Origin of the sequence: Thermus tengchongensis (genome assembly GCF_021462405.1) — a bacterium.
GTDB lineage: Bacteria > Deinococcota > Deinococci > Deinococcales > Thermaceae > Thermus > Thermus tengchongensis.
The window spans coordinates 328,123-352,910 of sequence record NZ_JAKEDU010000002.1 but is presented as its reverse complement, the minus strand read 5'-3'; the positions used below and the strand labels follow the sequence as shown (position 1 = coordinate 352,910).

General features: G+C 65.0%; 41 protein-coding genes and 1 tRNA gene. 33 read left to right on the top strand and 9 right to left on the bottom strand.

The window, feature by feature from the left end; all coding sequences use genetic code 11:
• Positions 1 to 2: 2 nt before the first annotated feature.
• Genes L1087_RS04235 through nfo form a run of 4 tightly spaced genes read left to right on the top strand, consistent with a single transcriptional unit; the run spans position 3 to position 2,691 of the window.
• Positions 3 to 314 (top strand): Uma2 family endonuclease, encoded by a 312-nt coding sequence (locus L1087_RS04235; protein ID WP_135343428.1) that lies wholly within the window; start codon positions 3 to 5, stop codon positions 312 to 314.
• A 23-nt stretch (positions 315 to 337) separates the two neighbouring features.
• Entirely contained in the window at positions 338 to 1,372 is a 1,035-nt protein-coding gene (locus L1087_RS04230) for a M24 family metallopeptidase (protein WP_234557836.1), read from the top strand.
• Entirely contained in the window at positions 1,373 to 1,876 is a 504-nt protein-coding gene (locus tag L1087_RS04225) for a septal ring lytic transglycosylase RlpA family protein (RefSeq protein WP_135260822.1), read from the top strand.
• The gene (gene nfo / locus L1087_RS04220; RefSeq protein ID WP_234557775.1) at positions 1,873 to 2,691 is read left to right on the top strand and encodes an endonuclease IV; all 819 of its coding nucleotides are present in this window, start codon (positions 1,873 to 1,875) and stop codon (positions 2,689 to 2,691) included. The genes L1087_RS04225 and nfo overlap by 4 nt, the downstream gene beginning before the upstream one ends.
• Here the strand turns inward: nfo and L1087_RS04215 are convergent.
• Genes L1087_RS04215 through L1087_RS04200 form a run of 4 tightly spaced genes read right to left on the bottom strand, consistent with a single transcriptional unit; the run spans position 2,671 to position 6,621 of the window.
• Positions 2,671 to 2,889 carry a hypothetical protein gene (locus L1087_RS04215; protein WP_038046014.1) on the bottom strand — a complete coding sequence of 73 codons (219 nt, stop codon included), beginning with the start codon at positions 2,887 to 2,889 and terminating at the stop codon, positions 2,671 to 2,673. The genes nfo and L1087_RS04215 overlap by 21 nt on opposite strands.
• Before the next feature lie 9 nt (positions 2,890 to 2,898).
• Positions 2,899 to 3,558 (bottom strand): site-2 protease family protein, encoded by a 660-nt coding sequence (locus L1087_RS04210; protein ID WP_234557774.1) that lies wholly within the window; start codon positions 3,556 to 3,558, stop codon positions 2,899 to 2,901.
• Complete coding sequence (locus tag L1087_RS04205) at positions 3,555 to 4,160, bottom strand: zinc metalloprotease (RefSeq protein WP_135260815.1); 606 nt, start codon at positions 4,158 to 4,160, stop codon at positions 3,555 to 3,557. The genes L1087_RS04210 and L1087_RS04205 overlap by 4 nt, the downstream gene beginning before the upstream one ends.
• Positions 4,135 to 6,621 carry a CBS domain-containing protein gene (locus tag L1087_RS04200; RefSeq protein ID WP_234557773.1) on the bottom strand — a complete coding sequence of 829 codons (2,487 nt, stop codon included), beginning with the start codon at positions 6,619 to 6,621 and terminating at the stop codon, positions 4,135 to 4,137. Before L1087_RS04200 ends, L1087_RS04205 begins: the two co-directional genes overlap by 26 nt.
• Before the next feature lie 56 nt (positions 6,622 to 6,677).
• Between L1087_RS04200 and L1087_RS04195 the strand changes: the two genes are divergently transcribed.
• Positions 6,678 to 6,771 (top strand) — tRNA-Ser (locus L1087_RS04195).
• A 320-nt stretch (positions 6,772 to 7,091) separates the two neighbouring features.
• On the opposite strand, the gene L1087_RS04190 is transcribed toward L1087_RS04195, so the two are convergent.
• From L1087_RS04190 to L1087_RS04170, 5 genes are all read right to left on the bottom strand, one after another.
• Positions 7,092 to 8,264 (bottom strand): tyrosine-type recombinase/integrase, encoded by a 1,173-nt coding sequence (locus L1087_RS04190; RefSeq protein ID WP_234557772.1) that lies wholly within the window; start codon positions 8,262 to 8,264, stop codon positions 7,092 to 7,094.
• Between the two features lie 369 nt (positions 8,265 to 8,633).
• A complete protein-coding gene (locus L1087_RS04185; protein ID WP_234557771.1) occupies positions 8,634 to 9,056 on the bottom strand; it encodes a hypothetical protein in 423 nt (140 codons plus the stop codon).
• Positions 9,046 to 9,318: a hypothetical protein gene (locus L1087_RS04180; protein ID WP_234557770.1), complete on the bottom strand. Its 273-nt coding sequence runs from the start codon at positions 9,316 to 9,318 to the stop codon at positions 9,046 to 9,048. Before L1087_RS04180 ends, L1087_RS04185 begins: the two co-directional genes overlap by 11 nt.
• Positions 9,319 to 9,328: 10 nt before the next feature.
• Entirely contained in the window at positions 9,329 to 9,640 is a 312-nt protein-coding gene (locus L1087_RS04175; protein ID WP_234557769.1) for a hypothetical protein, read from the bottom strand.
• A gap of 145 nt (positions 9,641 to 9,785) precedes the next feature.
• Entirely contained in the window at positions 9,786 to 10,262 is a 477-nt protein-coding gene (locus L1087_RS04170) for a S24 family peptidase (protein WP_234557767.1), read from the bottom strand.
• Positions 10,263 to 10,546: 284 nt separating this feature from the next.
• Here L1087_RS04170 and L1087_RS13390 point away from each other — a divergent pair, with 284 nt between their 5' ends.
• The 28 genes from L1087_RS13390 (at position 10,547) to L1087_RS04040 (ending at position 24,782) form a co-directional block, all read left to right on the top strand.
• Positions 10,547 to 10,771, top strand: coding sequence for a helix-turn-helix domain-containing protein (locus L1087_RS13390; protein ID WP_386083269.1), 225 nt, complete (start codon positions 10,547 to 10,549; stop codon positions 10,769 to 10,771).
• 68 nt (positions 10,772 to 10,839) lie between these two features.
• Positions 10,840 to 11,019, top strand: coding sequence for a hypothetical protein (locus L1087_RS04165; protein ID WP_234557765.1), 180 nt, complete (start codon positions 10,840 to 10,842; stop codon positions 11,017 to 11,019).
• Complete coding sequence (locus L1087_RS04160; RefSeq protein ID WP_234557763.1) at positions 11,016 to 11,153, top strand: hypothetical protein; 138 nt, start codon at positions 11,016 to 11,018, stop codon at positions 11,151 to 11,153. The genes L1087_RS04165 and L1087_RS04160 overlap by 4 nt, the downstream gene beginning before the upstream one ends.
• Before the next feature lie 2 nt (positions 11,154 to 11,155).
• Positions 11,156 to 11,443 carry a hypothetical protein gene (locus tag L1087_RS04155; protein WP_234557761.1) on the top strand — a complete coding sequence of 96 codons (288 nt, stop codon included), beginning with the start codon at positions 11,156 to 11,158 and terminating at the stop codon, positions 11,441 to 11,443.
• 196 nt (positions 11,444 to 11,639) lie between these two features.
• Positions 11,640 to 12,077: a hypothetical protein gene (locus L1087_RS04150; protein ID WP_234557759.1), complete on the top strand. Its 438-nt coding sequence runs from the start codon at positions 11,640 to 11,642 to the stop codon at positions 12,075 to 12,077.
• Positions 12,074 to 12,277: a hypothetical protein gene (locus L1087_RS04145; protein WP_234557758.1), complete on the top strand. Its 204-nt coding sequence runs from the start codon at positions 12,074 to 12,076 to the stop codon at positions 12,275 to 12,277. Before L1087_RS04150 ends, L1087_RS04145 begins: the two co-directional genes overlap by 4 nt.
• On the top strand, positions 12,274 to 13,527 hold the full coding sequence (locus L1087_RS13170) for a hypothetical protein (protein WP_267964673.1): 1,254 nt from the start codon (positions 12,274 to 12,276) through the stop codon (positions 13,525 to 13,527). The genes L1087_RS04145 and L1087_RS13170 overlap by 4 nt, the downstream gene beginning before the upstream one ends.
• Positions 13,524 to 13,898: a hypothetical protein gene (locus L1087_RS04135; protein ID WP_267964672.1), complete on the top strand. Its 375-nt coding sequence runs from the start codon at positions 13,524 to 13,526 to the stop codon at positions 13,896 to 13,898. The genes L1087_RS13170 and L1087_RS04135 overlap by 4 nt, the downstream gene beginning before the upstream one ends.
• Positions 13,899 to 13,920: 22 nt before the next feature.
• Positions 13,921 to 14,076, top strand: coding sequence for a plasmid mobilization protein (locus L1087_RS04130; RefSeq protein ID WP_234557757.1), 156 nt, complete (start codon positions 13,921 to 13,923; stop codon positions 14,074 to 14,076).
• Between the two features lie 432 nt (positions 14,077 to 14,508).
• Entirely contained in the window at positions 14,509 to 14,793 is a 285-nt protein-coding gene (locus L1087_RS04125; RefSeq protein ID WP_234557756.1) for a JAB domain-containing protein, read from the top strand.
• Positions 14,794 to 14,894: 101 nt separating this feature from the next.
• Positions 14,895 to 15,449, top strand: coding sequence for a hypothetical protein (locus tag L1087_RS04120; RefSeq protein WP_234557755.1), 555 nt, complete (start codon positions 14,895 to 14,897; stop codon positions 15,447 to 15,449).
• Positions 15,450 to 15,498: 49 nt separating this feature from the next.
• Positions 15,499 to 15,936, top strand: a complete 438-nt coding sequence (locus L1087_RS04115) for a hypothetical protein (protein WP_234557754.1) — start codon at positions 15,499 to 15,501, stop codon at positions 15,934 to 15,936.
• A gap of 16 nt (positions 15,937 to 15,952) precedes the next feature.
• Complete coding sequence (locus L1087_RS04110; protein ID WP_234557753.1) at positions 15,953 to 16,396, top strand: hypothetical protein; 444 nt, start codon at positions 15,953 to 15,955, stop codon at positions 16,394 to 16,396.
• The gene (locus tag L1087_RS04105) at positions 16,332 to 16,973 is read left to right on the top strand and encodes a M23 family metallopeptidase (RefSeq protein ID WP_234557752.1); all 642 of its coding nucleotides are present in this window, start codon (positions 16,332 to 16,334) and stop codon (positions 16,971 to 16,973) included. The genes L1087_RS04110 and L1087_RS04105 overlap by 65 nt, the downstream gene beginning before the upstream one ends.
• A gap of 140 nt (positions 16,974 to 17,113) precedes the next feature.
• Complete coding sequence (locus tag L1087_RS04100) at positions 17,114 to 17,542, top strand: hypothetical protein (RefSeq protein ID WP_234557751.1); 429 nt, start codon at positions 17,114 to 17,116, stop codon at positions 17,540 to 17,542.
• Positions 17,539 to 17,730, top strand: a complete 192-nt coding sequence (locus L1087_RS04095) for a hypothetical protein (RefSeq protein ID WP_234557749.1) — start codon at positions 17,539 to 17,541, stop codon at positions 17,728 to 17,730. The genes L1087_RS04100 and L1087_RS04095 overlap by 4 nt, the downstream gene beginning before the upstream one ends.
• Positions 17,731 to 18,411, top strand: a complete 681-nt coding sequence (locus tag L1087_RS04090) for an AAA family ATPase (RefSeq protein ID WP_234557747.1) — start codon at positions 17,731 to 17,733, stop codon at positions 18,409 to 18,411. It abuts the gene before it with no gap.
• A gap of 187 nt (positions 18,412 to 18,598) precedes the next feature.
• Positions 18,599 to 18,982 (top strand): hypothetical protein, encoded by a 384-nt coding sequence (locus tag L1087_RS04085; protein WP_234557745.1) that lies wholly within the window; start codon positions 18,599 to 18,601, stop codon positions 18,980 to 18,982.
• A gap of 10 nt (positions 18,983 to 18,992) precedes the next feature.
• On the top strand, positions 18,993 to 19,514 hold the full coding sequence (locus tag L1087_RS04080) for a hypothetical protein (RefSeq protein ID WP_234557744.1): 522 nt from the start codon (positions 18,993 to 18,995) through the stop codon (positions 19,512 to 19,514).
• A gap of 9 nt (positions 19,515 to 19,523) precedes the next feature.
• Entirely contained in the window at positions 19,524 to 20,405 is an 882-nt protein-coding gene (locus tag L1087_RS04075; protein ID WP_234557743.1) for a hypothetical protein, read from the top strand.
• Between the two features lie 188 nt (positions 20,406 to 20,593).
• Entirely contained in the window at positions 20,594 to 20,749 is a 156-nt protein-coding gene (locus tag L1087_RS04070) for a hypothetical protein (RefSeq protein ID WP_234557742.1), read from the top strand.
• 1 nt (position 20,750) lies between these two features.
• Complete coding sequence (locus tag L1087_RS04065; protein ID WP_234557741.1) at positions 20,751 to 21,089, top strand: hypothetical protein; 339 nt, start codon at positions 20,751 to 20,753, stop codon at positions 21,087 to 21,089.
• Entirely contained in the window at positions 21,086 to 21,748 is a 663-nt protein-coding gene (locus L1087_RS04060) for a hypothetical protein (protein ID WP_234557740.1), read from the top strand. The genes L1087_RS04065 and L1087_RS04060 overlap by 4 nt, the downstream gene beginning before the upstream one ends.
• The gene (locus tag L1087_RS04055) at positions 21,748 to 21,966 is read left to right on the top strand and encodes a hypothetical protein (RefSeq protein WP_234557739.1); all 219 of its coding nucleotides are present in this window, start codon (positions 21,748 to 21,750) and stop codon (positions 21,964 to 21,966) included. Before L1087_RS04060 ends, L1087_RS04055 begins: the two co-directional genes overlap by 1 nt.
• 560 nt (positions 21,967 to 22,526) lie before the next feature.
• Complete coding sequence (locus L1087_RS04050) at positions 22,527 to 22,949, top strand: hypothetical protein (protein ID WP_234557738.1); 423 nt, start codon at positions 22,527 to 22,529, stop codon at positions 22,947 to 22,949.
• Entirely contained in the window at positions 22,946 to 23,068 is a 123-nt protein-coding gene (locus L1087_RS13165; RefSeq protein ID WP_267964671.1) for a hypothetical protein, read from the top strand. The genes L1087_RS04050 and L1087_RS13165 overlap by 4 nt, the downstream gene beginning before the upstream one ends.
• 170 nt (positions 23,069 to 23,238) lie before the next feature.
• Positions 23,239 to 23,688: a hypothetical protein gene (locus L1087_RS04045; RefSeq protein ID WP_234557736.1), complete on the top strand. Its 450-nt coding sequence runs from the start codon at positions 23,239 to 23,241 to the stop codon at positions 23,686 to 23,688.
• Positions 23,685 to 24,782, top strand: coding sequence for a hypothetical protein (locus L1087_RS04040; protein ID WP_234557735.1), 1,098 nt, complete (start codon positions 23,685 to 23,687; stop codon positions 24,780 to 24,782). The genes L1087_RS04045 and L1087_RS04040 overlap by 4 nt, the downstream gene beginning before the upstream one ends.
• Positions 24,783 to 24,788 lie beyond the last annotated feature (6 nt).

Below are 24,788 nucleotides of genomic sequence, written 5' to 3'. Positions count from 1 at the left end.
GCATGGCCGAACCCTCGGGAAAGGCCCTCAGCCTCGAGGCCTACCTCCAACTGGAGGAGCAAAGCCCCATCCGCTCGGAAAGCACCGAGGACCTGGACCGGGGGAAGAAGCTATGGCACTACCTCAGGCTCCCCTCCTTGCGGGCCTACCTCCTCCTGGACAGCCGCCGGGTGGGCCTCGAGGCCTACCTGCGGGAGGGAAACAAGTGGACCTACCTCCGCCTGGGACCGGGGGAAAGCCTCCCCCTCCCCTGCCCCTCCTTGGAGCTGGCGGTGGACGAGGTCTACCGGGGCGTAAACCTGGAGGAGGGCTAGGCGAGTGGTATAGTGGCCCCGTGTTGGACCCCAAGACCCTGCTGGACTCCCTGGGGCTAGACGCCCTCTACATCACCCGTCCAGAAAACGTCCGCTACCTCTCCGGCTTTCCCCACCCCGAGGACGCCCAGGTCCTCCTCCTGGAGGGGGAGGCCTTCCTCCTCACCGACCCCCGCTACCCCGAGGCGGAAAGGGAAAGCCGCATCCCCGCCAAGGTCCTGAGACGTGAGGAGAAGGAGGAGGTCTTCAAGGGCCTAAGGGGCCGGGTGGGCTTTGAGGCCGAGCACCTCCCCTACGCCGCCCTGGAACGCCTGCGGGAGCTTGCCCCCGCGGAGTGGGTGCCCACCAAGGGGGTGGTGGAGCGTCTGCGCCTGAAGAAGGCCCCGGAGGAGGTGGCCCAGATCCGGAAGGCCCAGGCCCTGGCCGAAGAGGCCCTGGCCCACGCCTTAGGGCTCCTGAAGCCCGGGGTGGCCGAGCGGGAAGTGGCCTTGGAGATCGAGTTCTTCCTGCGACGGCGGGGGGCCGAGGGGGTAGCCTTCCCCCCCATCGTGGCCTCGGGGGAACGGGGGGCCTTGCCCCACGCCGGAGCCTCGGAGAAGCCCCTAAAGGCGGGGGAGCTCGTCACCCTGGACCTGGGGGCCAGAGTGGCGGGCTACCACTCCGACATGACCCGCACCGTAGCCTTGGGAAAGGTGGATGGGGAACTCAAGCGGGCCTTTGCGGCCACCCTGGCCGCCTTAGAACGGGTCCTAGAAGTTTTGGGCCCTGGGAAGAGCACCAAGGAAATGGACGCCCTGGCCCGGGAGGAGCTTAAGCGCTTTGACCTGGACCGCTACTTCGTCCACTCCCTGGGGCACGGGGTGGGGCTTGCGGTGCACGAGGGGCCGGGGCTTTCCCCCTACACGGAGGAGACCCTGGAGCCCGGCATGGTGGTCACCGTGGAGCCTGGGGTCTACCTGCCCGGGGTGGGCGGGGTGCGGATTGAGGAACTGGTCCTCATCACGGAAACCGGCATGGAGCTCCTCTCCCGCTTCCCCCGGGGCTGGCAGGAGGTGTAGGTGCGCGCCCTCGTCTTGACCCTGTTCCTCGCCAGCGCCTTGGCGCAGACCTACACCGTGCAAAAGGGGGACACCCTCTTCCGCATCGCCAAGGCCCACGGCCTCAGCGTGGCCGAGCTTAAGCGCCTGAACGGGCTTCAAACCGATCTCATCCGCCCAGGACAGGTCCTGCGGGTAACCCCTGAAGAACCCCGCCAGGAGCCCCAGGAGAAGGGCAGGGTGTTCCAGGAGGGCCTAGCGGTGTGGTACGGCCCCGGCTTCCACGGCCGCCGCACCGCCAGCGGCGAGCCCTACGACATGCACGCCCTCACCGCCGCCCACCCCTCCCTCCCCTTCGGCACCCGGGTGCGGGTGACGAACCTCAAGAACGGCCAGAGCGTGGTGGTGCGCATCAACGACCGGGGGCCCTTTGGGGGCCGGTACATCATCGACCTCTCCTACGCCGCCGCCAAGGCCATCGGGGCCCTTAGCGCCACCCCCGTACGGCTGGAGGTGCTCCCATGAGGCGCTACGGCTTCCACCTCTCCATCGCCGGCAAGAAGGGGGTGGCGGGGGCGGTGGAGGAGGCCCAGGCCCTGGGCCTTTCCGCCTTCCAGATCTTCGCCAAAAGCCCGAGGAGCTGGAAAACCCGCGCCCTCTCCTCCACCGAGGTGGAGGCCTTCCGGGCGCTTCGGGAGATGGCGGGGGAGCTTCCCGGGGTGGTCCACGCCTCCTACCTGGTGAACCTGGGGGCGGAAGGGGAGCTTTGGGAAAAGAGCGTGATGAGCCTGGCGGACGACCTGGAAAAGGCCCGCCTCCTGGGTCTGGAGTACGTGGTGGTCCACCCCGGCTCCGGAAGCCCCGAGCGGGTGAAGGAAGGGCTCTTGAGGGCCCTGCGCCTGGCCGGGGTGCGGGATAGGCCCCAGCTTTTGGTGGAGAACACCGCCGGGGGCGGGGAGAAGGTGGGGGCGCGCTTTGAGGAGCTCTCCTGGCTCATCCAGGACACCCCCTTAGGGGTCTGCCTGGACACCTGCCACGCCTACGCCGCGGGCTACGACGTGAAGGAGGCCCCGGAAGCCGTCCTCACCGAGCTGGACCGCACCGTGGGCCTGGAGCGGGTACCCGTGGTCCACCTCAACGACTCCGTGGGCGGCCTGGGAAGCCGCATCGACCACCACGCCCACCTTCTCCAAGGCCAGATCGGGGAGGGCCTCAAGGGGGTGCTCCTGGACCCCCGGCTGGCGGGTAGGGTGTTCATCCTGGAAACCCCCAGGAGCCCGGAGGAAGACACCTGGAACCTGAAGGTTCTAAGGGAGTGGCTAGAGGAAACCCCCCCCTAAGAGGAGGCGCAACGCAGAAACCGCCAGGACCAAAAGCCCGAGCTTAAAGGCCCGATCTTCCCCAGAAAGGATCCCGAACCCCGCAGCCAGCAAGCTCAAGGGCAGAACCAACCAGTTGAGCCAGCCAAGGAGAGGCAGGAGGGCAGGGAGTAGCAAAAGGAAGGAGAGAACCGCCAGGACCAGGCTGAGGATGCGCACACCCCCAGTCTAGCCGAAGAAAAAGCCGAAAAAGACTCTCCTGGCCCAACGCAACACCTCCTGGATGGGCCCCCGGAGCACGGTGAGGATCAGGAGAAAGGAAAGCCAGGCGTACTGCTCCAGACGCCAAAGGAGGGGCTGCCAGGAAAGGGGCAGGAGGCTTTGCAGGATCTTGGAGCCGTCCAGGGGCGGGATGGGCAGGAGGTTGAAGACCGCCAGGACCAGGTTGATGGAGCTGGCGAAAAAGGCCGCCAGGGCCAGCAGGCCAAGCCCAGTCTGCCCCTCCCCCCTTAGGGTCATGACCACTCCCACGGGATCCAGGGCAAATAGCCCCCGAACCAGGAGGGCAAAGAGCACCGCCAGGACCAGGTTGATGGCGATCCCGGCGATGGAGACCATGAAGAGCCCCAGGCGGTAGTGGCGGAAGGCCGGGGGGTAGATGGGCACCGGTTTGGCCCAGCCGAAGCCCACGAAGAGGAGGAGGACCGTGCCCAAAGGGTCCAGGTGCTTCAAGGGGTTCAGGGTGAGGCGGCCCGCCCGCTTGGCGGTGGGGTCCCCGAAGAGGTAGGCGGCGTAGGCGTGGCCCAGCTCGTGAAGGACCAGGCTAAACACCAAAACGGCGAAGGTAAGGATAAAGGCTAGGGGATCCTGCTGCAAAAGGCCGATCATAACCCGATGACCCGGTATAGCGTGGCCAAGAAGCCCGCAAGCCCTTGGACCACCGCCCCGGTAACCCCGGTATAGGAGAGAACCAGAAAGATCAGGATGAAACCCAGGGGTCCGTAGGCCGCAAGCTGCTCCAGAAAGCGCCGGGCCTCATACCCGCCCACCGCGTAGAGGGCCTTGGCCCCATCCAAGGGAGGCACGGGGAAAAGGTAGATGGCGGCGTGAAGGAGCATGAGCCTTTGGGCCAGCAAAAGCCCTTCGCCGAAGGGATAGGGCAGGAAGCGGGCGAGAAGGCCATAGAGGAAGGCGGCCACAAAGAACCCCAAAGGCCCCATGAGGGCCACCATGGCCCCCTTCCTTCCCGGAAGGTTCGTGGGTACGGATCTCGGCCATCCGAAACCCAAAAGGAGCAAAAAGACCAGGCCTAAAGGTTCAAGGTGGGCCTTTAGGTCCAAGGAGAGGAAACCGTAGCGGCGGGGAGCCGTATCCCCATAACGGTCCGCCAGGTAGGCCTGGAAGAGGTTGTGGATCACTAAGCCGAACACGCTTAGGGCCAAGGCCACCAGGAAGACCGGGGGGTCATTGAGGTACGGAAAAAGACCCATCGCCTATCAGTCTACGGGCTAAGGCCAGTTCCTCCTCGAAGGTCCTTACCTCCCCCCGGGCCCGCGCCTCGGCCACCTGGCGCAGGATCTCCCCCACCCTGGGACCGGGCTTTAGGCCCAGCTGCAAGAGATCCCGTCCCATGAGGACCCGCCTCTTTTCCGTAAGCCAGGCCTCCTTCTCGGGAAAGAGGGCTAGGAAAACGCTCCGCAGGGGTTCTTTTCCCAAGACCTCCTTGTCCGCCTCCTCCCAGGAGCCTTTGAGAAGCAGGGCCAAGGCCTCCTGTAACCGCTTGGGAAGCCCCAGGGCCGAGGCCTTTTCCAGGGGGTTTTCCTGGAAGTAGAGGAGAAGGAGGAGGCGGGCTTCCACCCTCCCCCGCCCAGGGGGGAATCCCTCGTCTTCCAGAGGCCCCCACCTAAGCCGCACAAAGGGGTTCTTGGGTGGAAGCTTTAGCCCGTAGAGGGGACCCAAAGCGCCAAGCTCCTCCAAAAGGGAAAGGGCCTCGAGGAAGGTGTCCTCCTCCAGGGTCAAGAAGAGCTCGTCGCGCAGGCGGCTCTTGCTGGCGCCCTTGAGCACCTCGGGAAGAAGGGCTGGGGGCAAGGCCTTTAAGGCCTCCTCGGAAAAACGAAAGGCCAACCGGGCGGCCAGGCGCGCCCCCCGGACGATGCGGCTCGGGTCCTCTACGAAGGAAAGGGGATGAAGGGGGCGGAGGAGGCGGTTCCTTAGATCCTCGAGGCCCCCATAGGGATCTAAAAGCTCTAAAGTCGCCAGGGACAGGGCCATGGCGTTCACCGTGTAATCCCGCCTCTCCAGGTCCTTGGCGATGGGGGCCGGACGCACCTGGGGCAGGGCCCCGGGGTAGGGGTAGACCTCTTCGCGGCTTTCCGCCAGGTCCACGGTAAGGCCAAAGCTCACGTGCACCCGGGCGGTGCCGAAGGCGTAGTGCAGGCCGTAGCTTCCCCCAAACCGCTCCACTAGGAAATGGGCCACCTCCCCCACCCTGATCCCCGGTTCCAGAACCAGGTCCAGGTCGGGGCCCGACCGGTCCAAAAGGGCATCCCGCACCGCCCCCCCCACCAGGTAGATCCCTTGCGGGAAGGCCTCCCTAAGGGCCAATACCACCCGCCTGGCCCCTTCGGGCAAGGCTTCCAGGATCCGCTCCCCCAGAGGCTTCTCCAAAGCGGGCTTCTTGCGGTAGAGGTCGGTACGGGTAAAGATCCCAAGAAGCTTAACCCCCTCCCCCAACCTCTCCCCCACCAGGACCCTTCCCCCTCCCGCCTTCAAGTGGGGCTCCACCTGGGAAAGGGGGGTCTCCGGGGGAAGGACAAGGGCCCGGGCCAAAAAGCCCTCCACGGGATGCTCCGCCAGGCCGAGCCTTTCCGCCTTCCTGAGGTCCCTTCGCCGGGCCAGGCCCAAGACCCGCACCCTTCCCCCCTCCAGGGGCTCCACCACGGGCATGGCCCCGTACCCCCGCTCCTCCAGGATCCGCAGGGCTTCCCGCACGGTGGTGGGGCGCAAGGTTTCCACAGGCGCGGACATAACCTCGGCTAGGGTGGGCTCGGGTTCCAGGTACTGGGGTAGGCTTTCCAGAAGGCGCCGCACCGCATTGCGCACCCCCCGCACCCGGGCAAAGGCCGCCCGCGGGTGCCCTCCACCTCCCACCTGGGAAAGCCAGCGGCCCACATCCAACCGTTCCCGGCTCCGGGCGATGAGGAGGACCTCCCGGGCAAGCCGGAGGACCAGGAGAACGCCATCGGCCTCGTGCAGGTCCAAAAGGGTATGGGCAAGGGGGGCCAAGGCCGGCACATAGCCCTCCTCCTGAGCCCGGGCGAGGAGGAGCCGGAACCCCTGCCGTTCCACCACCTTGGCGGTGCGGATAAGGCTTTTGAGAATCTCACGGGCCTCCTCCCCCAGCTGAGGCCGCACCCACTCCCGCACCCGGGGGATCTCCGCTCCCTGCTGGGCGAGAAAGTGGGCGGCCTCGAGGTCCAAAGGCGTGGTGGAGGGAAAGCTGAAGCCCCCGGTGTCCTCCCAAAGCCCCGCGTAGGCCAAGGTGGCCTCCAAGGGGGTGAGCGTCAGGCCCCGTTCCCGCACCAGGGGCACCAGCAGGCTCACCGTGGCCCCCACCTGGGCCACCCTGCCCCCCACCGCAGGCACGTCCCCCGGGGCCCGGGGGTGGTGGTCATAGACCTGAAAGGGCACCCGGCCCACCAGGGCCTTGAAGGGGCCGATGCGCTCGGGGCGGGCGTTGTCCACCAGGACCACCTCGGTCACCTTTTCCACAGGAATCTCTGCAGCCGGGACAAGATCCAGACGATCCTCCAAAAGGGGGGCAATCTCTTTCAAGGGCCCCTCGAGGCCCCCAATCAAGGCCAGAACGCTTCCCGGAAAGAGCCTGCCTGCCAGGACCATGGAGCCCAGGGCGTCAAAGTCCAGGTTCTCGTGGGCCACCACCACCCGCACACCTTCAGCTTACTTGACGATAAAAACGGGCCTTGTTAAACTCAAGCTTGGCACTTGGAGAGGTGCCCGAGTGGCTGAAGGGACACGACTGGAAATCGTGTAGGCGGGCTTAAACCTGCCTCGCGGGTTCGAATCCCGCCCTCTCCGCCAAAGATCCCCTGCCCTTTAGGGCAGGGGATCGTCTGCTTGAACCACCTACCCTCTCCTCCTGGCCTCCTCCGCCAGGAAGGTGAGCCGGTGAGCCTGCATCGACTCGGAAAAAGGCTCCACGAGGCCTTTGTCGCGGGGATACAAGCCCAACACCAACCCGCCCTCGAGGGGCGGTAAAAACCAACCCCCGGCCATGCTGCCGGGGGGTAAAGCTTTGCCTCCTGGACTTGGTGGAGCGGAGGGGATTCGAACCCCTGACCTCCCGCTTGCAAGCACTAAAAGGTCGTGAGGCAAACTAAAGCAAGCGTGGCCGATTTCCCTTACTGGAGGGCCTTTTTTCGCCCAGCTTTGGAGGCGGATCGATCCCGTTTGTTGCGGTTCTGAAGGTGTAGCAAGGTGTCAAGGGGAAGGGCTGCTTCTTTGAGGTCTTCGTCCATAAGCTGCTGGTAGACCTGGAGGGTGAGCTTCACGTCTTTATGCCGCAAACGGGCGGCCACCACCTTGGGCGGGAGGCCAGCCCGGAGGGCCAGGGAGGTGTAGGTATGCCGCAGGCCGTGAAGGTTGAGGGGGCTCACCCCTGCTTTGGCCTGAAGTTCCTGGAAGGTGCGCATCACGTTGCGGTACTGGAGGGGCGTCCCCCGGCGGGAGGGGAAGATGAGGCCGTGTTCCTCCCAATCATCCCCAGCCTGGGCCTTCTCCTCTTCGAGGCGGGCCTGCCATTCGGCCAGGAGGGCCTGAGTATCGGCATCAAGGTAGAGATAGCCGTGGGAGTTCGCCGTCTTGGGAGGCCCCAGCGTCCCATCCCGGCGGAGGGTGTGGCGTACCCAGAGGCGTTCCCCTTCCCAGTCTTCCCAGCGGAGGGCCAGGGCCTCCCCGATCCGCAGGCCGGTGGCCAGCATGAGGGCAAAGAGGGGGAAGAGGCGGTGATCCCTGGAGGCCTCCAGGAAGCGGGCCACTTCCTCGGGGCTCCACGCTCTGGCGGGGCGTACGGGACCGCCTTCGGGAGGATCCACGGCGTCCATGGGGTTAGAGGGGATGAGATCGGCCCGCACCGCATCCCGTAGAGCCGCCCTTAGGAACTGGTAAATGTGGCGTCGGTGGGAAGGGGAAAGATGGGCCATGCCTTGGAAGAGGGCGCGAAGCTGCAGGGCGGTGAGGCGAGAAAGAGGGGTGTGGAGGATGGGGTCCAGGTGGCCCAAGTAGACCCGGTAGTTGCGCACGGTGGTGGGCCGGAGGCCCTTGCGGGTAGTGCGCTCCTCGATCCAGTGGAGAAGCCAGTCCCCCAGCTTCAGCTTGCCCGCGTCCGGGATGGTGCCTGTCCAGGCCTGGGGGAGAAGGCGGGCCAGCTTTTCCGCCACCTCCTGGCGGGTGCGTCCATAGACCCACCGTTTGACCTGACGGCCATCGGGGCGGCGGCCCAGGGTGACAAAGCCCGCCCAGCGCCCGTCCTTGCGGCGGAAGATGGAGCCCTCTCCCCTACCCCGGCGGTTCATGGCGTGATCTTTGGTTCAAAGAAGCCCCTAAGGCGGTTGTGGGCTTGTCGGCAGCGGTAAAGCTGGGCCGAAGAGGGATGCACGCAATAATACCGAGCATCTTCGCTAGCCCAGCGAAGCTCCTTGAAAAGCTGGCGTAGTTCCCTTTGCACCTTGGCTCGTTCTAGCAGACGATCGGCCTCTTCGTGGCTTGAGATGGAAGAAACTTTGAGGTGCTTCTTCAGGTAGGCCCTAACCCAATGAGCGGTAGCGTAAAAGCGCACCGTCACTTCCCAGTCCGAAGGCAAAGATGATCCATTGAGAAGGGCTTCGTTGTGAAGAGCTTGCTCCCGGTGCTGCAAGAAACCGGGCTCCGGGGGAGTCACGCGCTTAGACGACATCCTTTGGGGGTACGAAATAGACAAAGAAGGGGATGCCCAGCCGATCGCTCAGGGCAAGAACCTCCGCTCCGATTTCTAAGGTGAGGTCAATATTTTGATAAACGTCGAGCGGCACTTCTACGTAGATAGCGTAGTCCCCCCCTTCAAGGCTCTTCCGCCAACCCAAAACCTTGCCCCTGCCATAAAGCCGATCCCGAAGAAGGCGTTGGGTGAGCTTGATGCCTTCCTGGAGAGCAGCCTCCGGATTAGGGGCCAGGCTAATCATCTCTAAAGGGTACCTCACTTCTACGGGTACGTTGGTGAGGATCTTCGCCCTGGCCTCTTTAGGTTTGAGCAGAAGTTCACCCCGGAAGCTTTTGGTCAAAAGGCTTTGTCGCTCGGGTTCGAATCTGGCAAGCATTTTAGCCCTCATTGCCTTCCTCCCCCGCAAACCGCAAGAGGGTTTCCCCTAAAAGCCGGGCCTGCGTTTTGGTTAGGGCAAAGGAGCCCATCCCCACTTCAGAGATCAGCCCGGTTGCGATGTCTGTGGGGATCCCCGAGAAGAAGGTGATGACGGCCACTTGCCCCTCATAGACGTTCACGGCAAGGCTGGTAACGAAGATGGGGGCTATGCGGTACAGGTCTGCCTGGCGTTGAACCGGGGGCTGGGGTTGGTCAAGGTTGGGATCAGGCATGGAGGCCTCCTCACTGCTTCTGCGCATCCCATTGCAGGTAGGCGTTGACCATCTGGTCGGTAGAGGGGCACATGCTTGTTAGGGGTGAGATGGTTTGGCCGGTAAAAGCGGTGGTGTAGAGCCTACCCTCAAAGGCAAACGGAAGTGGGGAGCCGCTTTGGGAGTAGAAAACCAGGTTGCCGTTTACGCTGCCATCAGCCTTGATCTGGGCGGAGACGTCTCCGTAACCGGCACCCCCAACCCCAGCCTGGGAGAAGCGCACTGTGCCCTGGATGTTTTGACCGCTTTGAGAAAGGACGAAGGTCATCTCCAGGGTGTTCATGGGGTCATTGGGGCAGTCCAAGCGATTGACAGGCCTTATTTTGGCGGTTAAGTCCTTCCACGTGCCCGTAGCGTTTAAAGCGGGGGGCGAGCTACAAGCAGAAAGAACGATCGCTAAAACAAGAAGGGGGCTTAAGAAGCGCACCTCACTTCACCTCCCGGATGCTGATCTTGCGGTAAACCTCCCCCAGCACATTCACTTCGTCGGGTTCCAGGACGGGGCCTGCGGGGTTGTCGGAAACGAAGACCCAGCCCCTCTTGGTCTTCCTGGCCCGCTTGATGGTGATGCCGTCCCCCAGGATTTCCAGGGCGAAGACCTTACCGGGGCGGAGATCCCGGAGGTTTTGGTCCACGAGGACCAGGTCCCCGTCCCTGAGCCCATCATCGTCCCCGGTGTCCATGCTGTCCCCTTCTACGCGGATGAGGATGGAGCCCGGGCGGACAAACTCCTTGGGCACGGGCAGGACCCCGGCCTCAGGCCAAGGGCGGCCCGCGGTCCCCGAGGCTACCACAGGAAGCCAGACCACGTCTTCTCGCGGTTCCCCCGAGGGGCGGTAGACCAAGGGCACCTCGAGGCCCGTGGCCTGGGCGAACTCTTCGGGGGTCCAATCCAGTACAGACAATATCCGCTTGAGCGTGCTTGGTTCAGCATAAGCAAGGTAGCGGACCATGTGCTCAATGTTTGGGAAGAAGCGAGCACTAGCCCACCCTGGGCTCTTGCCCACCTTTTTTGAAAAAGAAGCTTGAGATAAGCCCCTTTGCTTGAGGCGCTCTTTGATGATCTCAGCCGGGTCTCGGATCGCAATCATGGCCGCCACAAAAGGTTTCTGCCCACGCCTAGAATACAAGCCCATTGACTACCGGGGGTATTGACGAAACCTTGAGCTAACGGCTACCATTGGTAGCGATGACCGAGTTGGGTAAGAAGGTGCGTGAACTTAGGGAAAGAGCGGGTTTGTCCCAACATGAACTAGCAAAAAGAGCGGGACTAACTCAGGGGATGATTTGGCAGATAGAAGAGGGGCGAAAGCGTCCGAGTATAGCTAGTCTTATGGCTATTGCCCGCGCACTAAACGTATGCCCATCTGAACTACTACCTGTAGTCAATAACTCGGAGGCCCCCAATGCCTAAGCCTGAAGCGCTCTTCGGTCTCTCGTCCGCGGTGCGGCTCTTTGTCGTCACGCTCCAGGAGGTGCACCGTGGTTGAGTTGCTAGCCGCCTACCTTTTGGCGGCCATTTTCCTTTACGCCTTGCTGGCCCATTACGTCCGGACCCGCTACGGGGAACCCGGCCCCTTCCTGGTGGTCCTCATGGCCCTGGGGGCTGGGCTCCTGGCCGTGGCCCTGGCGGTGGTGGTGGCGGTGGGAGGTGGAAGGTGAACCGGGAAGACCAGGCTTGGCCTCCAAAAGACACCTGGCTTTGGCGCTGGGGGCTGGACCTACTTGGAGGCCTCCTTTTGGGCCTCATCCTGGGCCTGGCCCTCATGTTCGCCCGCGTGCCGGAGGGGTGGTAGCCATGCGGCTTTTGCGGCTCAAGGAGGTGTCCGAGCGCTACGGCATCCCCATCCACATCCTGCGGGACGCCACGAAGGCGGTGCCTACCGATCCTCGGCATTTGCCCCACGTGGTCCTGAACCGCAAGGGCACGGTGGCCACCCGGGAGGAGTGGGTGGAGGAGTGGCTTGAGCGCATGCGCTCCGACGCAGAGGTGCGCCGGGTGCAGGTGGTGGAGTGGAGGGACAGCAAGGACTTGAAGCGGTTGGTGAAGGAAGGTCCGGAGAAGCGAGCGGGAGGTGCGAGGTGAAGGAACGCGTATGTGCGGTGTGCGGAAGGCTGGTTGAGCTCAACGTTTGGGACGAGTTGGTGCACGAGGGGGGTACGGCCACGGTGAAGGAGTGCTTGACCTGCGGCCGGGCCTGGGACGCTGAGAGGTACCAGAGCGAGTGCCCCTGGTGCGGCTCTCGCCGTGTGGTTATAGACCATCGAGTGCGGGTGGAAGAATGATGCCAACTGCTCGCTACGAAAAAGCTTTGCAACTGGCCCTGAGGCGCATGGGCGTGCAGGGTGTGGTCCACGTGGATGGGGTGAAGGCGGTTTCTACCCTTTTCGACCTATGCGAGGAAGGACGTTTTGGGGAGCAGGGCGTGGCGCAGGTGCGGGACGTCTACCGGCTGGTGAACACCATTGAGGACCTGGAGCGCCAAGCAGGCATCCAGCACGTGCGGGTGCGGTCTACGGCCAAAGGCAAGGAGAAAGAGGCCCTGGCCCGCTTGGAGGCCCTCGGGTACGAGGTTCGCATCTACCCCGATATCGGCCCCAGGGATGGGGAAGTGAGCTGGATCGCCGTGGCCTTTTACGAGGGCCACGGGGTGGCCTACGGCTTCGGGGACACCCGGGAGGATGCCCTGCGGGATTTGGTGGGGGAGGTGGGGGCATGAAGCGCCAAAAGCTCAAGGCGCTAAAGGAGATTGCCCGGTTGCGGTTCGCCAACCTGCAGGTGTACCAGGACCCTGACGGCCCTGGATGGATCGCCCACGGCATTCACCGGGAACACCGTACCATTTGGACGGCCCGGGGCCGCACGGAGCGGGAGGCCCTGGAGGCCCTTCTGGGCATTGGGCAGGAGGTGTCCTCATGATCCTCCCTCCCGACCTGCCGGATGACCTCCGGGCTCAGGTGGAGACCCTGGCCACCAAAAACCCCCGCTTCGCCGAGGCGGTCCTGGCCGCTTGGCGGGCCAAGCGGGAGCGGGAGGCCAAGGAGAGGGAGGCTAAGGAGGCCGCCCCCAATGCTTCCACGGAGGATAGCGGCCCTAAAACCGCCGATAAGGCCCTCCAAGAGGAGGAGGGGTACCCAAGTAGCCCCCCCTCCCCTGCCCCGGCCTCAGAGGGGCCTTCCAGGCCCACCCGGGCGGAAACCGACTGGAAGGAGGTGCGCCGCTTTGAGTGGCAGGACCTCCTGGCCAAGGCTGAGGCACAGTTAAACCGCTGGGGCCACTGGGAACGCTTGGGCCCCCTGGCCCCCATGGTCCGCCTCCTGGTGGCCCACGCCATCCGCCTCGGGGCCCGCCAGGACCCCAGCCGGGAGGCCCACGTCTTCCTAGCCCAATGGGAGCTGGCGGCCATGCTGGGGGTGTCCGAGCGCACGGTGGAGCGCTGGCTCCACGACCCCCGGTACGAGCGCTACCGCCAAGCGGCCCGCATGTGGATCGCTTGGGAAACCTGGTACACGGACGGGGAGGCCCTCGAGAAGGCCCACGCGGTCCGAGGGGGCACCCTCTGGCGGGTCCGGGTGCGGCCCGTCTTCCGCGATAGGGGCCTGAAGGTCCTGGCCCCCTATTTGCGGTTCCCCTGGAGGGACCTGAAGGGGGACAGGGCCAAGGGCAGAACCGCAAGGGTCCTGAGTGCCCCGGACTCAATGTCGGGATATAAAGAGGGTCTTCTTCTAGGACAGGGAATAACCCTCCAAGGGGTAGTAGGTGCGCCGTTAGCCACCCTGGTTCAAAAGCAAAACCCGTTACTTTCCTTATATCCCGACACTGCCCGGAACCTGCGGGCCCTCCTTCGGGCGGCCAGCATCCCCAAGGGCCGCGAGGGCAGGCGGCGGTGGGCGCAGGACGTGGCCACGGCCATTAGCGCCGCCCTGGGGGACGCCAAAAGCTGGCGCTTCTGGCTCCGGGTGGTCTGGGCGGCCCTGAAGGCGGTTCTCTTCGGCGGGGGTGAAGGGGCCCTCAGGGTCCTGGCCCGGGTGGTCTACATGGCCCAGGAGGCCAAGGAAGACGGCTTCGCCCGTAGCCCAGGAGCCTACGCCCAAGGCCTTCTCCGGCGGGAAGGGTACTGGGACCTGGTCAATCCCTTCCGGGCCTTCAAGGTGGGGGTGGTGGCATGAGGCTGGATCGGGTGAACCTGCGGGCGGTCTCGGACATCCTGCGGGCTATGGTGCAGGAGGCTCTAATGGAGCCGGGGAAAGTGGTGCGCATGGCCCTGCCCACGAGCCCGGCGGACGGGGTGCAGGTGTTCGTGCGGGCGGGGCAGGGGGGCATTTTCTTGGCCATCCGCCGTCCTGGGGGCAAGGAGGACCCCAGGGAGGTGGTGGCCCTGGCCCAGGCCATGGGCCTGGTGATCCAAGGGGAGCCCTACCACGCCAAGGGCAAGCAGATGCGCCCCGGCTTCCTAGGCCGGAGGAGCTACCTGGTGGCCCGGTGCAGGCTGGACCCCGCCGTATGGGAGGGAGGGAGCGAAGATGGGCAAGCGGCTTAAGCCCCCTGAAGAAAGACGGGTTATGCTTGGCCTCAGCCTACACCCCTCCGAAGCCGCCTTCATCCGCCGTGAGGCGGCCAGAAGGGGCTTGACCATCAGCGAGTACCTGAGGCAACTTGTGGCCCAGGACCGCACCCGAACGGAAGAGGAAATGCGCCGCATGTCGGAGGTACCATGACCCGAAACACCGCCCTTAGCCTGGTCATCCTGGCCGCCATTGGGCTTTACTTCCTGGCCCAGATGCGCCCCGAAGATGCGCCCCGGCCCTCCGCCACGGAGGTGCAGAGCGGCGGAGTGAGCCCGGGGACGCAAATCGCCGCTTCGGAAGAGCAAAGCGCACCCCAGGTCGTCCCGGACCTCTGCCGCGCACGAATCACGTGGCTGACGCGCGGGGGCGAAGAGGTGCGGTTTGCGTACGAGGGGGAGGCTGAAGCGCTACGTGCGCGGTGGCCCTCCGGGCAGTACCTAGCCCGTATAAACGACGTCTGCACCGGCACCGAGTGCCGCTTGGTGTTGCCGCGGCCCGCCCTTTCGGAGGTGCAAATCGCACTAGATGCCTGCCCGTGGGTAGAAGTGCCTTGACACCTAGAAGCGTGCTATGATGCGGGTGATGGTACTCAAAAAAGGCCGCCCCTCAAAGCGTCTGGTGGAGCTGGCTAGCCGCAAGCGCGATCCCATCCGCCCTGAAAGCATGTCCTTGGCCGAACTCCTCTACTCCCTGCTGGGCAACCAACGGGCGGCGGAAGCCATTGCGGAGGCCCTAAACGGAGACATCCGCAACATCCACAACTGGGACGTGAGGGACTTGGAGGCCCTTCCCGGCGTAGGCCAGGGCACGGTGGGCAAGTTGGTGGCCCTGGTGGAAATCATCCGCAGGCTCGTGCAGAAGCGGTAATCTCCGAAACGCATCTCCGGCACGCACCTCCCATACGCTTCTCCGCCCCGCACCTTCGGGGCGGGCTTTTTACGGCCCTTTCGCCCGTCCAGGATGGGGACATGGCCGAGTACCAACGGGTGCCCGTGGGCAAGGACACCCCCTTGAAGCCGGGGAAGCTTTACGAGCTGGTCCTGGCCCACAAGGGCGGGGATATCTCCCGCGTGACCCGTTCAGGCCTGGAGAACGCCCTCCAGCAGCGGTATGGCCCTGGAGTGCGGGTGCTGGACTGGGGCAAGCGGGGAGCTGACCTGGTCATCCGCCTGAAGGTAGAGGCCTCCACCCAAAACGCCTCCACACCCCCGGCCTACGGGGGAGGGGGATGCGGATCCACTTGGTGCCCCCAGCCGATGGTCTGGTATGGGGACACGGGGGAATACGTGTACCCCGCGGTACTTCCCCTGGTGCTCACCGCGGCGGCGGTGGCGGCGGTCCTCTACCTGGTGTGGCGGATCGTCTCCGAGCTGAAGGAGGCGGTGGAGCTGGTGCCCGCCCCTGCTAGGGGCATCGCCGTGGCGGGGGCGGGGATAGGCGCTGGCGCCATGGGCCTGGCCGCCTTGGGCGTGGTGGCCTTGGCCTTGGTGGGCGGCGGAAGGAGGAGGAGAAGGTATGCCTAAGCGGAAGAAGAGCAGGAAGAAGAAGGCTAAACGCTCTCGGAGGTAGGCCATGCTGAAGCTCCGCTTGCCGGAGGAGCTTTTGGGAGAAAAGGCCGTTTTGGAAGGCTCAGAAGCGTCCCCACCCCAGGCGGTGCGGGCCATCCCCTTGGAAAGCCCTTTGGACCCCGTCCTGGAGGAGGCCGTGGAGTCCCAGCCCGTGGTGGGAGGGGGGGTATCCGCGGGATCCAGGGAGGCCTTCGGGAACCCGCAGGAGGGGGATAAACCCGTCCAGGACGCAACCTCACCCCAGGCGGCCACACCCCCCGCCAAGAAAACCCCCCTAGGGTTCCTGGCGGCCCTGGGGGCCGGGATGGCGGTGCTCCTGGGGGTGGCCTTGGGCATGAAGGGAGGAGGGAGTGGAAGCGGTAGCGGAACCCACGCCGGAGCAGGGCATGCCTCAGGGGCCGGCAACCCCGGGGGCAGCCTCGGCCCCAGACTCTGGGAGTGAGCCGAACTTTCGGCCCTTGGACGACACGGAGGTTCCCGGGGAGCCCGGCTTCGAGGACCTCCCCCCGGCCCCGGTGGTGGAGCCCGTCATCCCCTTTACGGGGGAGGAGCTGGCCAACGGTACGGCCATGCTCCTCATGCTGGGGCTCAGGCTCCAGTCCCCCGAGGAGGTGGAGGCCTTCAAAGGTGCCTTTCAGGCCACGACCTTCCTTCCCCCGGCCCAGGTGCTGGACATGCTCAAGGTGGGGGAGGCCCTCGCTGCGTACGGGATTGGCCGGAACCGCTTCCCGGGCATGGGCCGGGCGGAAAACCTGCCCCCCTGGGTGCGGGTAGCCCTGGGCGGGGTGGTGCTGGCCGCGGCGGCTTACGGAGGTGTGCGTGCAGCTATGGAAGTTCGTGCTAGCCGCGCTGGGCCTGCTGGGCCTGGCGGGGCTGGGGAGGTGGATGGTGGGGGAGCCTGAGGTGCCCCGCTCGGGGCGGTACTACTGGCCCATGAACCCCAGGAAGCCACGCCCCGACGTGCGCTTCCTGGACCCCCAGTACTACCAGGGGGTGAGGCGTCCGGATGGGAGTTGGTTGGTGCCGCCAGGGTACTGGCATACGGGCATAGACCTGAACCACCCTGGTGGAGGTGATTCCGACTGCGGTCAGCCCGTGCACGCCATGACCGATGGGTACGTGGTCTTCGCGGGCCGCCTGCCCGTGTGGGGCGGGGTAGTGGTCCTGCGCCATCCGCATGCGGGGGTGTGGACCCGGTACGGCCACTTGCGAGACATAAGGGTGGGCCTCCGGCAGGTGGTGCAGGCGGGGGAGGTCATCGGCACCGTGGGCAAGATGACCACGGGGGGCTTCTGCCATCTGCACTTCGACGTCTTCCACCGCCAACCCCCGGCCAGCGAGGGCCTGTGGGGCTTCTTCCCCCGCGGGGGAGAGGAGGCCCGGCAGAAGGTCCTCACCTACTGCGTGGATCCGGAGGCCTTCTTGGCCAAGCAGGCCCAGGCGGGACGGCTCTTTGATCCGCCAGCGTGGAGGGCGTAATGGCTATGGTACGGCGCCAACAGATTTGCCGTGTCGTGTACCGAGACGCCAAAGGGCGCTTCGTTCGCCCCCCAGGGCGGCCCGCCAAGGTAAAGCTTCAGCCCGTACCGCAGGGTGTACGGGTCCACAAGGGCGGCGAGGTGGTGGCAATCACAGAAACACCCTTTGGCGTACGGGTGCGGTTTGTGCCCGATGCTAAAACTCGCCAGCTTATCCGTGAAGCCCGGGAAAAAGGGGATCACCAAACCCTGCGCCAGATCAGGGACTGGGAACGAGAGGTGAAGCGCCTGGCGGCGGAAGATTACCTGAGGGCAAAGCGGGCCAAGGAATGGTCTGCCCGGATGGAGGAAGCCAAGAGGAGCTACGATGCCGCCAAAGGAGGCAAAGCCGCGGCGGCCAATAGGCGGAAAATCGCGGAGCTGGCCTCACGCTTTCGAAAGGAGAGTACGGCTACCCTTATCGGGCGCTACCAGGTTAGGGGAGGGGATCCGTTGGAAAAAAGGGCGATTGCTAAGGTCTTGAAGGAGCGAGGCATTGAGGTTCCTGTGGAAAGGAGGCGAAAGCGGTGACTGAGTTTGCCAAAGCTAATGCTTTCCCCCTGGCGGTGTTGGCCGGGGGGCTCTACCTTGGCTTAGGCCGGGTGAAGAACCTGCGGGAAGGCAAGGGCTGCCCCAAGTGTGAAACCGCCCAGGCGGTGGTGGCCTTTGCCCTGGCGGCTTGGGCCGGGTGGGAGCTGTGGCGGGCGTATCAGGCTTAAATGGGCGGTAGGCAGACCTTCCGCATCCTCATCATCGGCAAGTCGGGGTCGGGGAAGAGTACTCTAGCTCGAGAGATCGTGCGGGCCATGGAGGGCCGCTTCCGCCGCCTGGTGATCGTCAACCGCAAAACCGAGTTCTGGGAGCTGGCCGAAGGGCGCTACCGCGTGGGGGAAGAGGGGGACCCCCAGGCCGCGCTAAAGCGCCACGCCCGGGTGCACTTTCACGTGACGGGCTACGATCCGCGGCCCTTTTTGGACGCCCTGGGCCAGGAGATTATGCGCCTGAAGGACGTCCTCCTGGTGGTGGATGAGGCCCACCAGTTCTTCCCCCGGGGGCAGGTGCCCAAGGGCCTCTTCGAGGTCCTGACGGGGGGACGGGAAGCCGGGCATAACGTCATCTTCGTAACCCAGATGATGCGGGGAGCGGTGGGGGGCATTGACCCCGGGGTACGCCGCCAGGCTTCCCACCTGGTAACCTTCCGGGTATCTGAGCCCAACGAGGTGCAGGCGGTGGCGGAGATGTTCCGCGAGCTAGGGGAGCAGGTGGCCAGTCTCAAGCGCCCGGAAGGAGGCCTCCCTCCCGAGTATGGGGTGAAGGATCTGGACCGGGACCGGGCCGGTCTGGTCCTGCGGGACCCGAGGGACCCCAGGCGGCGGGTGTATGTTCCCTTAGCGTCCTAGAGCCCTTTTCTCCGAGGCGGAGGTGCGCGGCGCACCTCCGCCTCGCACCTTTGTGCGCTCTGCATCTCCGCCCCGCGCCTCCCGCTGAGCGCACCGCCACGCGCTTTTCCACGCTATTCCATCCCGCCCACCATGGCCCTCGTAAGGAGGGCGAATGGCGGATACGGCGGCAATCGCGGCGCAGGATATGCGCAAGCTGGCCCAGACCTCCAACCCGTTGGAGGTCGTGCAGAACCCCATCGTGGTCTCGGTGAGCCTGGGGGTGCTGGGGGCCTACCTGATTAGGAAAAGCCTTTACACCTCCCGCAGGGACCTCTTCGGGTGGGCGGCCAAGGGGCCGGATGGGCGCATCCACTACTACCAGGTAGGCCCTGACGGCAAACCCGATACCACCAAAGAGGTCAGCAACGCCTACACCAACCGCATCCTGCTGAACCTCGGCGGGGTGATCCTGGGCTCTTTGCTCATCAACAACAAGCTGACCCAAGACCCGATGGTGGACTACATCGGCTTAGGCGTGGCGGCGGCGTCGTTCGCCAATGTTGTCATGGTGATTTTGAACATCGAATGAGGAGGTAAGGATGCAAGAGGCGTTCAACCGGATCAAGGCACTTCGGCCTGGGGCGCGGCCCGTGACCATCCTGCGGTCCGGCCCCGAGTTCCAGACCTACAGCGGCACGCAGCGGGTGAAGGTGGGCGAGTTCGTGGTGCCCGCGGGGGCGGCCTGGGTGGTGCCCAATCCCGTGCCCATTATCCTCAAGCTTTACGACACCGCAGGCAACCAGCTTCCCCACACCACGGATGTCTTCTTCGCCAAGCGCACCAAGGGCTTTGACTTCCCCGAGTTCCTCATCAAGGCCCAGTACGCTGGCTACTACGACCTCACCGAGGCCCAGCTGAGGGATGCGAAGTTCTACCAGAACATCCTGCAGACCGCATCCCCCCTGCGGGCCCCCACGCCCCCTAACGGTTTGGTCTTCCGGGAAGGGGACACGCTTGAGGTCTACGTGGAGGCTCCCCTGGGCGTGACCGTGAACCTCAACGACCCTAGGACCCGCATCGAGCTCCCGGTGGGCGTGGACAACTCCAACCCCACCCTGTGAGGAGGTGCCATGAGCTTCCTTGAGCGGATCCGTCAGGGCGTGGGCCAGGCCTTCGGGCGGGGCCTGGACGCCTTCCGCGGGGATATGCCCCGAGTGGAGGCCCAGGCCCCCGCAGTCCCTCCCCCGCCTCCCCCGGCGGCGGTGCAGGTGGGGGGCTGGGGCTTCGCCTGGATCGACAACGAGGATTTCGATGCCACAGGCCTGGCCTACCGGCCCAACGAGTACTTCCCTGTGGCCCAGATGCGCACCCCGGAAACCGCCCACTTCCGCATTCTGGCCCAGGAGCGGCGCCTGCGCATTTACATCAAGGGGTTGAAGGTCTTTGGGGGGCAGAACCTGGCTTCGCCCCAGAACCGCACCGTGACGGTGAGCGGGTTAGTGGAAACCCCGCAGGCCAAGCCCACCCTGCCCAGCGTCTACCACCCCGAAGTAGCCGTGTGGGCCAAGGTGGGCGGGGTATGGCAGCAGTGCCCTGTTGTGAGCGTTAACTACGCCACAGGGCAGATCACCTTTGTGGAGCCTGCTGGAGTCACGGGTGCGGAGGATATTGAGGTCTACTACGTCCACGGGGACGGCCAGTTCCGCCTTCGGGTGGCCCGGGACGCGGGCGGGGTGGACGACAGCGCCGCCACCGTCTTCAACCAGTCCTTCGCTACCATTCACGCCATTGACCAGAACAACCTGGAGACCATGATCGCCTGGCCCCAGCAGGTGGAGCTGGTGCCCGGAACCCGCTTGGTCCTGGAGGTCTTCACGCAGAACACGCCCATCGTCTGGAACGAGCGGGCCGGGCACTACATCCAGATTGCCGCCATGGGGCGGCGCATCGAGGTGCTGGACAAGGGGCGCTTGCAGCGTTTGGCGGAGCTGGAAGCCCGCGGTGGGCTGTGAGGAGGTGAGGGATGGGGGGGTTCAGCATCGCCAACACGTACCTCAATCCCGCCGGGGGCTACACTCCCTTTTCCGCAGGCTCAGCTCCCGGTCCCGATGACCCCCTGTGGCTTCAACTGCTCTATGGGGCCCGCCAGATAGGCTCGATCCTGGACCCGTACATTTTCACGGAACAGGAGCGGGCTCAAATGGAACTAGAACGCTTGCGCCTGGAGGCGGAACGGGAGAAGGCCCGCCAAGCCAGCATCCAGGTTCAGCCTGTTGCACCTACCTCTCCCTGGGTCTGGGCTTTGCTAGCAGCTGTTCTGGCGGTGCTCCTGCTGGCCGTGTTGCTGAAGGACTGATATGGACCCGGTACTCGGCTTCCTTGGCAGCGTTGTTGGCGGCGTGTTCTCCTTTTTGGGGGTCAGCCGCCAAGCAGAAGCTGCCGAGGAAATCGCGCGCTCGCGCGAGCGGTCCGTTAGAAACCTGGTGGATGCGGTCATCGTTCAGTGGCATGAACTCGGACGAATGGCGGAAGCCCAGCAGGGGGCGGCGCGCGATGCCGTGTACTGGCAGCAAGCTACCCAGCGAACGCGCATCTACTACAACTTCAAAGCGGTGCAGTCCGCCCAAGGTATTGCTCTTCTGGCAGCGGGGGCAGGTTTGGTGGCCGTGGGCATTTATCTGGGGGTGAAAGGGTGAAGGGTTTAGCGGCAGCTGCCGTTGCGGGGGGAGTCGGGCTGGGCATTGTGGGCGTAGGGTACATGGTGCGCTCGCGGCCCAAGGCGGAGGAGCGGCGAGTGGAAATGGGGGCATCCCCGGTAGTGCCAGCCGCGGGGGTGGTGCCTACCCATCCCGGGGTGCAGGATAACCGGGCCACGTACTGCCAACTGTTGACCGCATACCGCAGCGATTTGAAAAAGCAGGAAGACCTGCTTGCCAACGCTGAAGCGCAGATGCGGCGCATCGAGCGGGAGGCCGAATCCCTGTGCCGAATCTACGCGGCAAACCCAGTGTTCCAATACCACTGCAACGGCTTTCCAATCTGCCATTGGAACCACTGGTACACCGTTAGCGGGCAGGAAACCGACAGCGCCGCGTACTCCCTGTGCACGAGCTACGTCCGCTTAGGGGGGGAACTGGCTCCCCGGGAGCACGAGCTTCGCCCTGGGGATAACTGGGACGACACCTGGGACGACTTGCGCAGGATGAACGCCAACATCGCTCAGGCCCTGCGTCAGATCCAGGTTTTGCGGCAGCAGTATGTCCAAATGCAGAAGGAAGCTGACGGGGCCAGATCGCAAATAGCCCGCTTGCGCAAGCAGATTGCGGATCTGGAAGCTCAGGGGGTGTTCTGCTGATGGAGTGGAAGGACCTTCTGGACTCCGGCCTGGCCGTGGCGGCCTTTGCGGCATTCCTGCGGATGGTCTTCGTCGATGTGGCCGAAATGAAGGCCCGCCTGGCCCGGATGGAGGAAGGCCAGCGGGAACAGACCCACCTCCTCAACCGCCTGGCCAACGCCACGGAGGCCCTGGCCTACCGCCAGGGGGTCCGCTTGAGGAAGGAAAAGGAGGCCTGAATGGACGGCAAGACCTTGCTCTTGATGCTCGTTGGCGGTGGGGTGGCCGCATACTTGGCCTACTCCCTGGCCAAGGGGGGCGGCACGGCTAGCCCGGGTGGTGCGGGCTCGGGCGAAGCTGGTGATCAAGCCGCGCCGCCTGCGGTAGTGGACACCATGCCCAGCCCCTACGGCTGGGGGTTGGGCAGCCTGAGTGACGACGCGCTGTGTCGGGTGGCCCCCAGCCTTTGCTCCTGGTTTAACCCGGCGTTCGTGCCCCGCCCTGCACCTGGTCAGCTGGTTTGGTAGGAGGTGGGGATGAAGGCCTTCTGGGTAGCAGCGGCCATGGCGGGAGGAGCCCTGCTGGGAGTGTGGTGGGCTCGGAAGGGAAAGGAGGTCTCCCCTGCCCCATCCAACGCCCCTAGTTCCGGGGGCACGGTGCGCTGGGAGGACCGTTCTTCCGGCTACTCCGAAACCACCATGTGCCCCCAGGTGATCGCCACCTGCAAGGACGGATCCGTGGCCCCTACGCCCTGCGATTGCGCTAGCCGGGGCGGGGTAGCCAGCCTCGGGGGTGCGCTATGAGCTGGACGGACCTAGTTCCCCCCGCAAGCCTCTGGGGAGCGTGGGCGGTGCAAGCCCTGGTGGCCCTGGGTGCGGTGGCCCTGCTGGCTGGCCTTCTGGTGCGCCTGGTGGGGAGCATCCCCGTGGTGGGGCCTGTACTGGCGGGGCTTATCCGCATGCTGGCGTCCAACTACGAGCGTTGGCTTGCGGAAAGGGTTCCCCGGTTGGCGGAGCAGGCCGTGTTAGCGGTGGAGGAGCGCTACCGCAAAAGCGATCTCCCGCCCCAGGAGCGGGCCGCCCGCAAGCTGGAAGAGGCCATTAGCACCCTTCAAGAGCTGGCCCCCGGGCTTAGCCGAACTATTGCAGAGAAGCAGATCGAGGCCGCCCTAGCCCGTATCCGGGCCATGGGCATGGAGCAGAAGACAGGAGGTGGGAGATGAGCTTCCAGGATGGCGTGCAGCTGGGCGCTGGCTTCGTGGTGGGAGCCCTCCTGGTCTGGGTGGGTCTGGCCCTCATCCTGGCCCTCATCGGGGCCGCCATGGGCGTGAAAAAGGAGTAGCCGGTGGAAGGGCAGACCTTTTGGCAATCCTACAAGCAAGGTTTAGGGGTGGGGTTGGGGCTGCTCACCATCTACCTCTTGGCCCTGATCCTCATCGGGGCCTTTGTGGTGCGCCCCGCGCTTGAAAATCTGGGCGCGCCCAGCCAGAGTCCACCTAAAGGGGGTGGTGCATGCTCAACCTCTTGGGTTTGAAGCAGGAGGATTTGGCCAACCTTCCCGGACGCCTGCAAGAGGCCTTGGCCGCCCTGCGGGAGGATATGGCCTGCCTGAAGGACCAGCTAGGCGCGGTGCAGCGCACCCTGGAGTACGAGTTTGGCCGGCCCCGGCGGGACCTGCAGGGCCACGATCCGGCCCGCATGCCCCTCATCGCCCAGGTGCAGGTGGAAGGGGAAGCCCGCCGCATCGATGTGACGGGCCTTCTCGGCAAGCCCGCTACCCGGGGGCACATCGTCAACATCGGGGACGCCAAGGCCCGGCTCTGGTTTACCTTCGGCCCCCAGCGGGTGGGGCCCTACATCCTTCTGCCCGCGGCGGCGCTGGAGCTTTCCTTTGCGCTGGAGGTGCTGGAAGTCTCGGACGCTGGGGAAGGTCCTGCGGTGGTGCAGTTTCTCCTGCAATGACGGCCAAGGCCAGGACCTACAAGCGGGGAAAAACCTTCGCCCCGGAAGTGCGCCTAGCCCCGGGGCCCCGGGCCATGGGGGATACGGGGGATGGCAGCTACACCACCCTGTTTGGCTACGCATGGGCGGCGGTGCTGGACCGGGTGGAGCGCCGCTTCCGCCTCTTCCAGGCCCAGGTGCCCGGGGAGGGTCCGTGGGCCCTTAACGATCCCCGTGGGCCCGAAGTGGCCGTGTGGGTAGAAGTAGAGGTGCCCCCCCTCCCCCACCCCGTGCAGGAAGTCGCCCACATGGGCCTGGCCTTTGACCAGGCCGCGCGCCATGTGGTGGTCTACGAACGTCAAGGGGAAGTCTGGATCCGCCAATGGGACCCCGTTAGCCAGAACTACGTGATGCGGGGCCCCTTCCCAGGGGTAGACCCCGTGGTCCTGAACGATGCTGTGGTGGGCTACTTCCCTCCCGATTCGGACGTCCTGGTCTGGCACCTCAGCCCTGACCGCACCACCCTGCTCCAGCGGGTGCAAAGGCACCTTTACACTACCGCCCACGTAGTGCAGACCTTCGCTGAGCCTGTGGTCCTGGACCAGGCGGTCGCCTTGCCCTATCAGATAGAGCTCCTGGGGAGCCTGGTTAGCGCTCTAGACGCCACCGGCTACGCTCTAAGGTCTGAGCTGTACCCGGTGTACGTGCACGACACTATTGGGCAAGCTGCGTTGGTCCCGCCCTCCGAAGGTGCCTACACTCCCGTGGTTATCACACAAGACCTTGGCATGGACCTACTGGGCACGGCCACGCTGAGCGCTCCCGCAACAGGGGCATACATTCCCGTCGTCATCGTCCTTGACCTCGGTACGGAGGCCGTGGGCCAAACCCAACTTGCCGCTCCCACTACAGGGGCCTATGTGCCTGTGGTTCTAGTTTATGACCTTGGTATGGATGTCCTCGGGCAAGCGCAACTTTCCGCCCCAACTACCGGCGCTTACGCTCTTGTGGTTATTGTCGTGGACACTACCACTTGGCCGGGCTACACGAGCCCAGATGTCCTAGGGACGGCCACCCTGAGCGCTCCCACTACAGGGGCCTACGAACCCGCATGAGGAGGT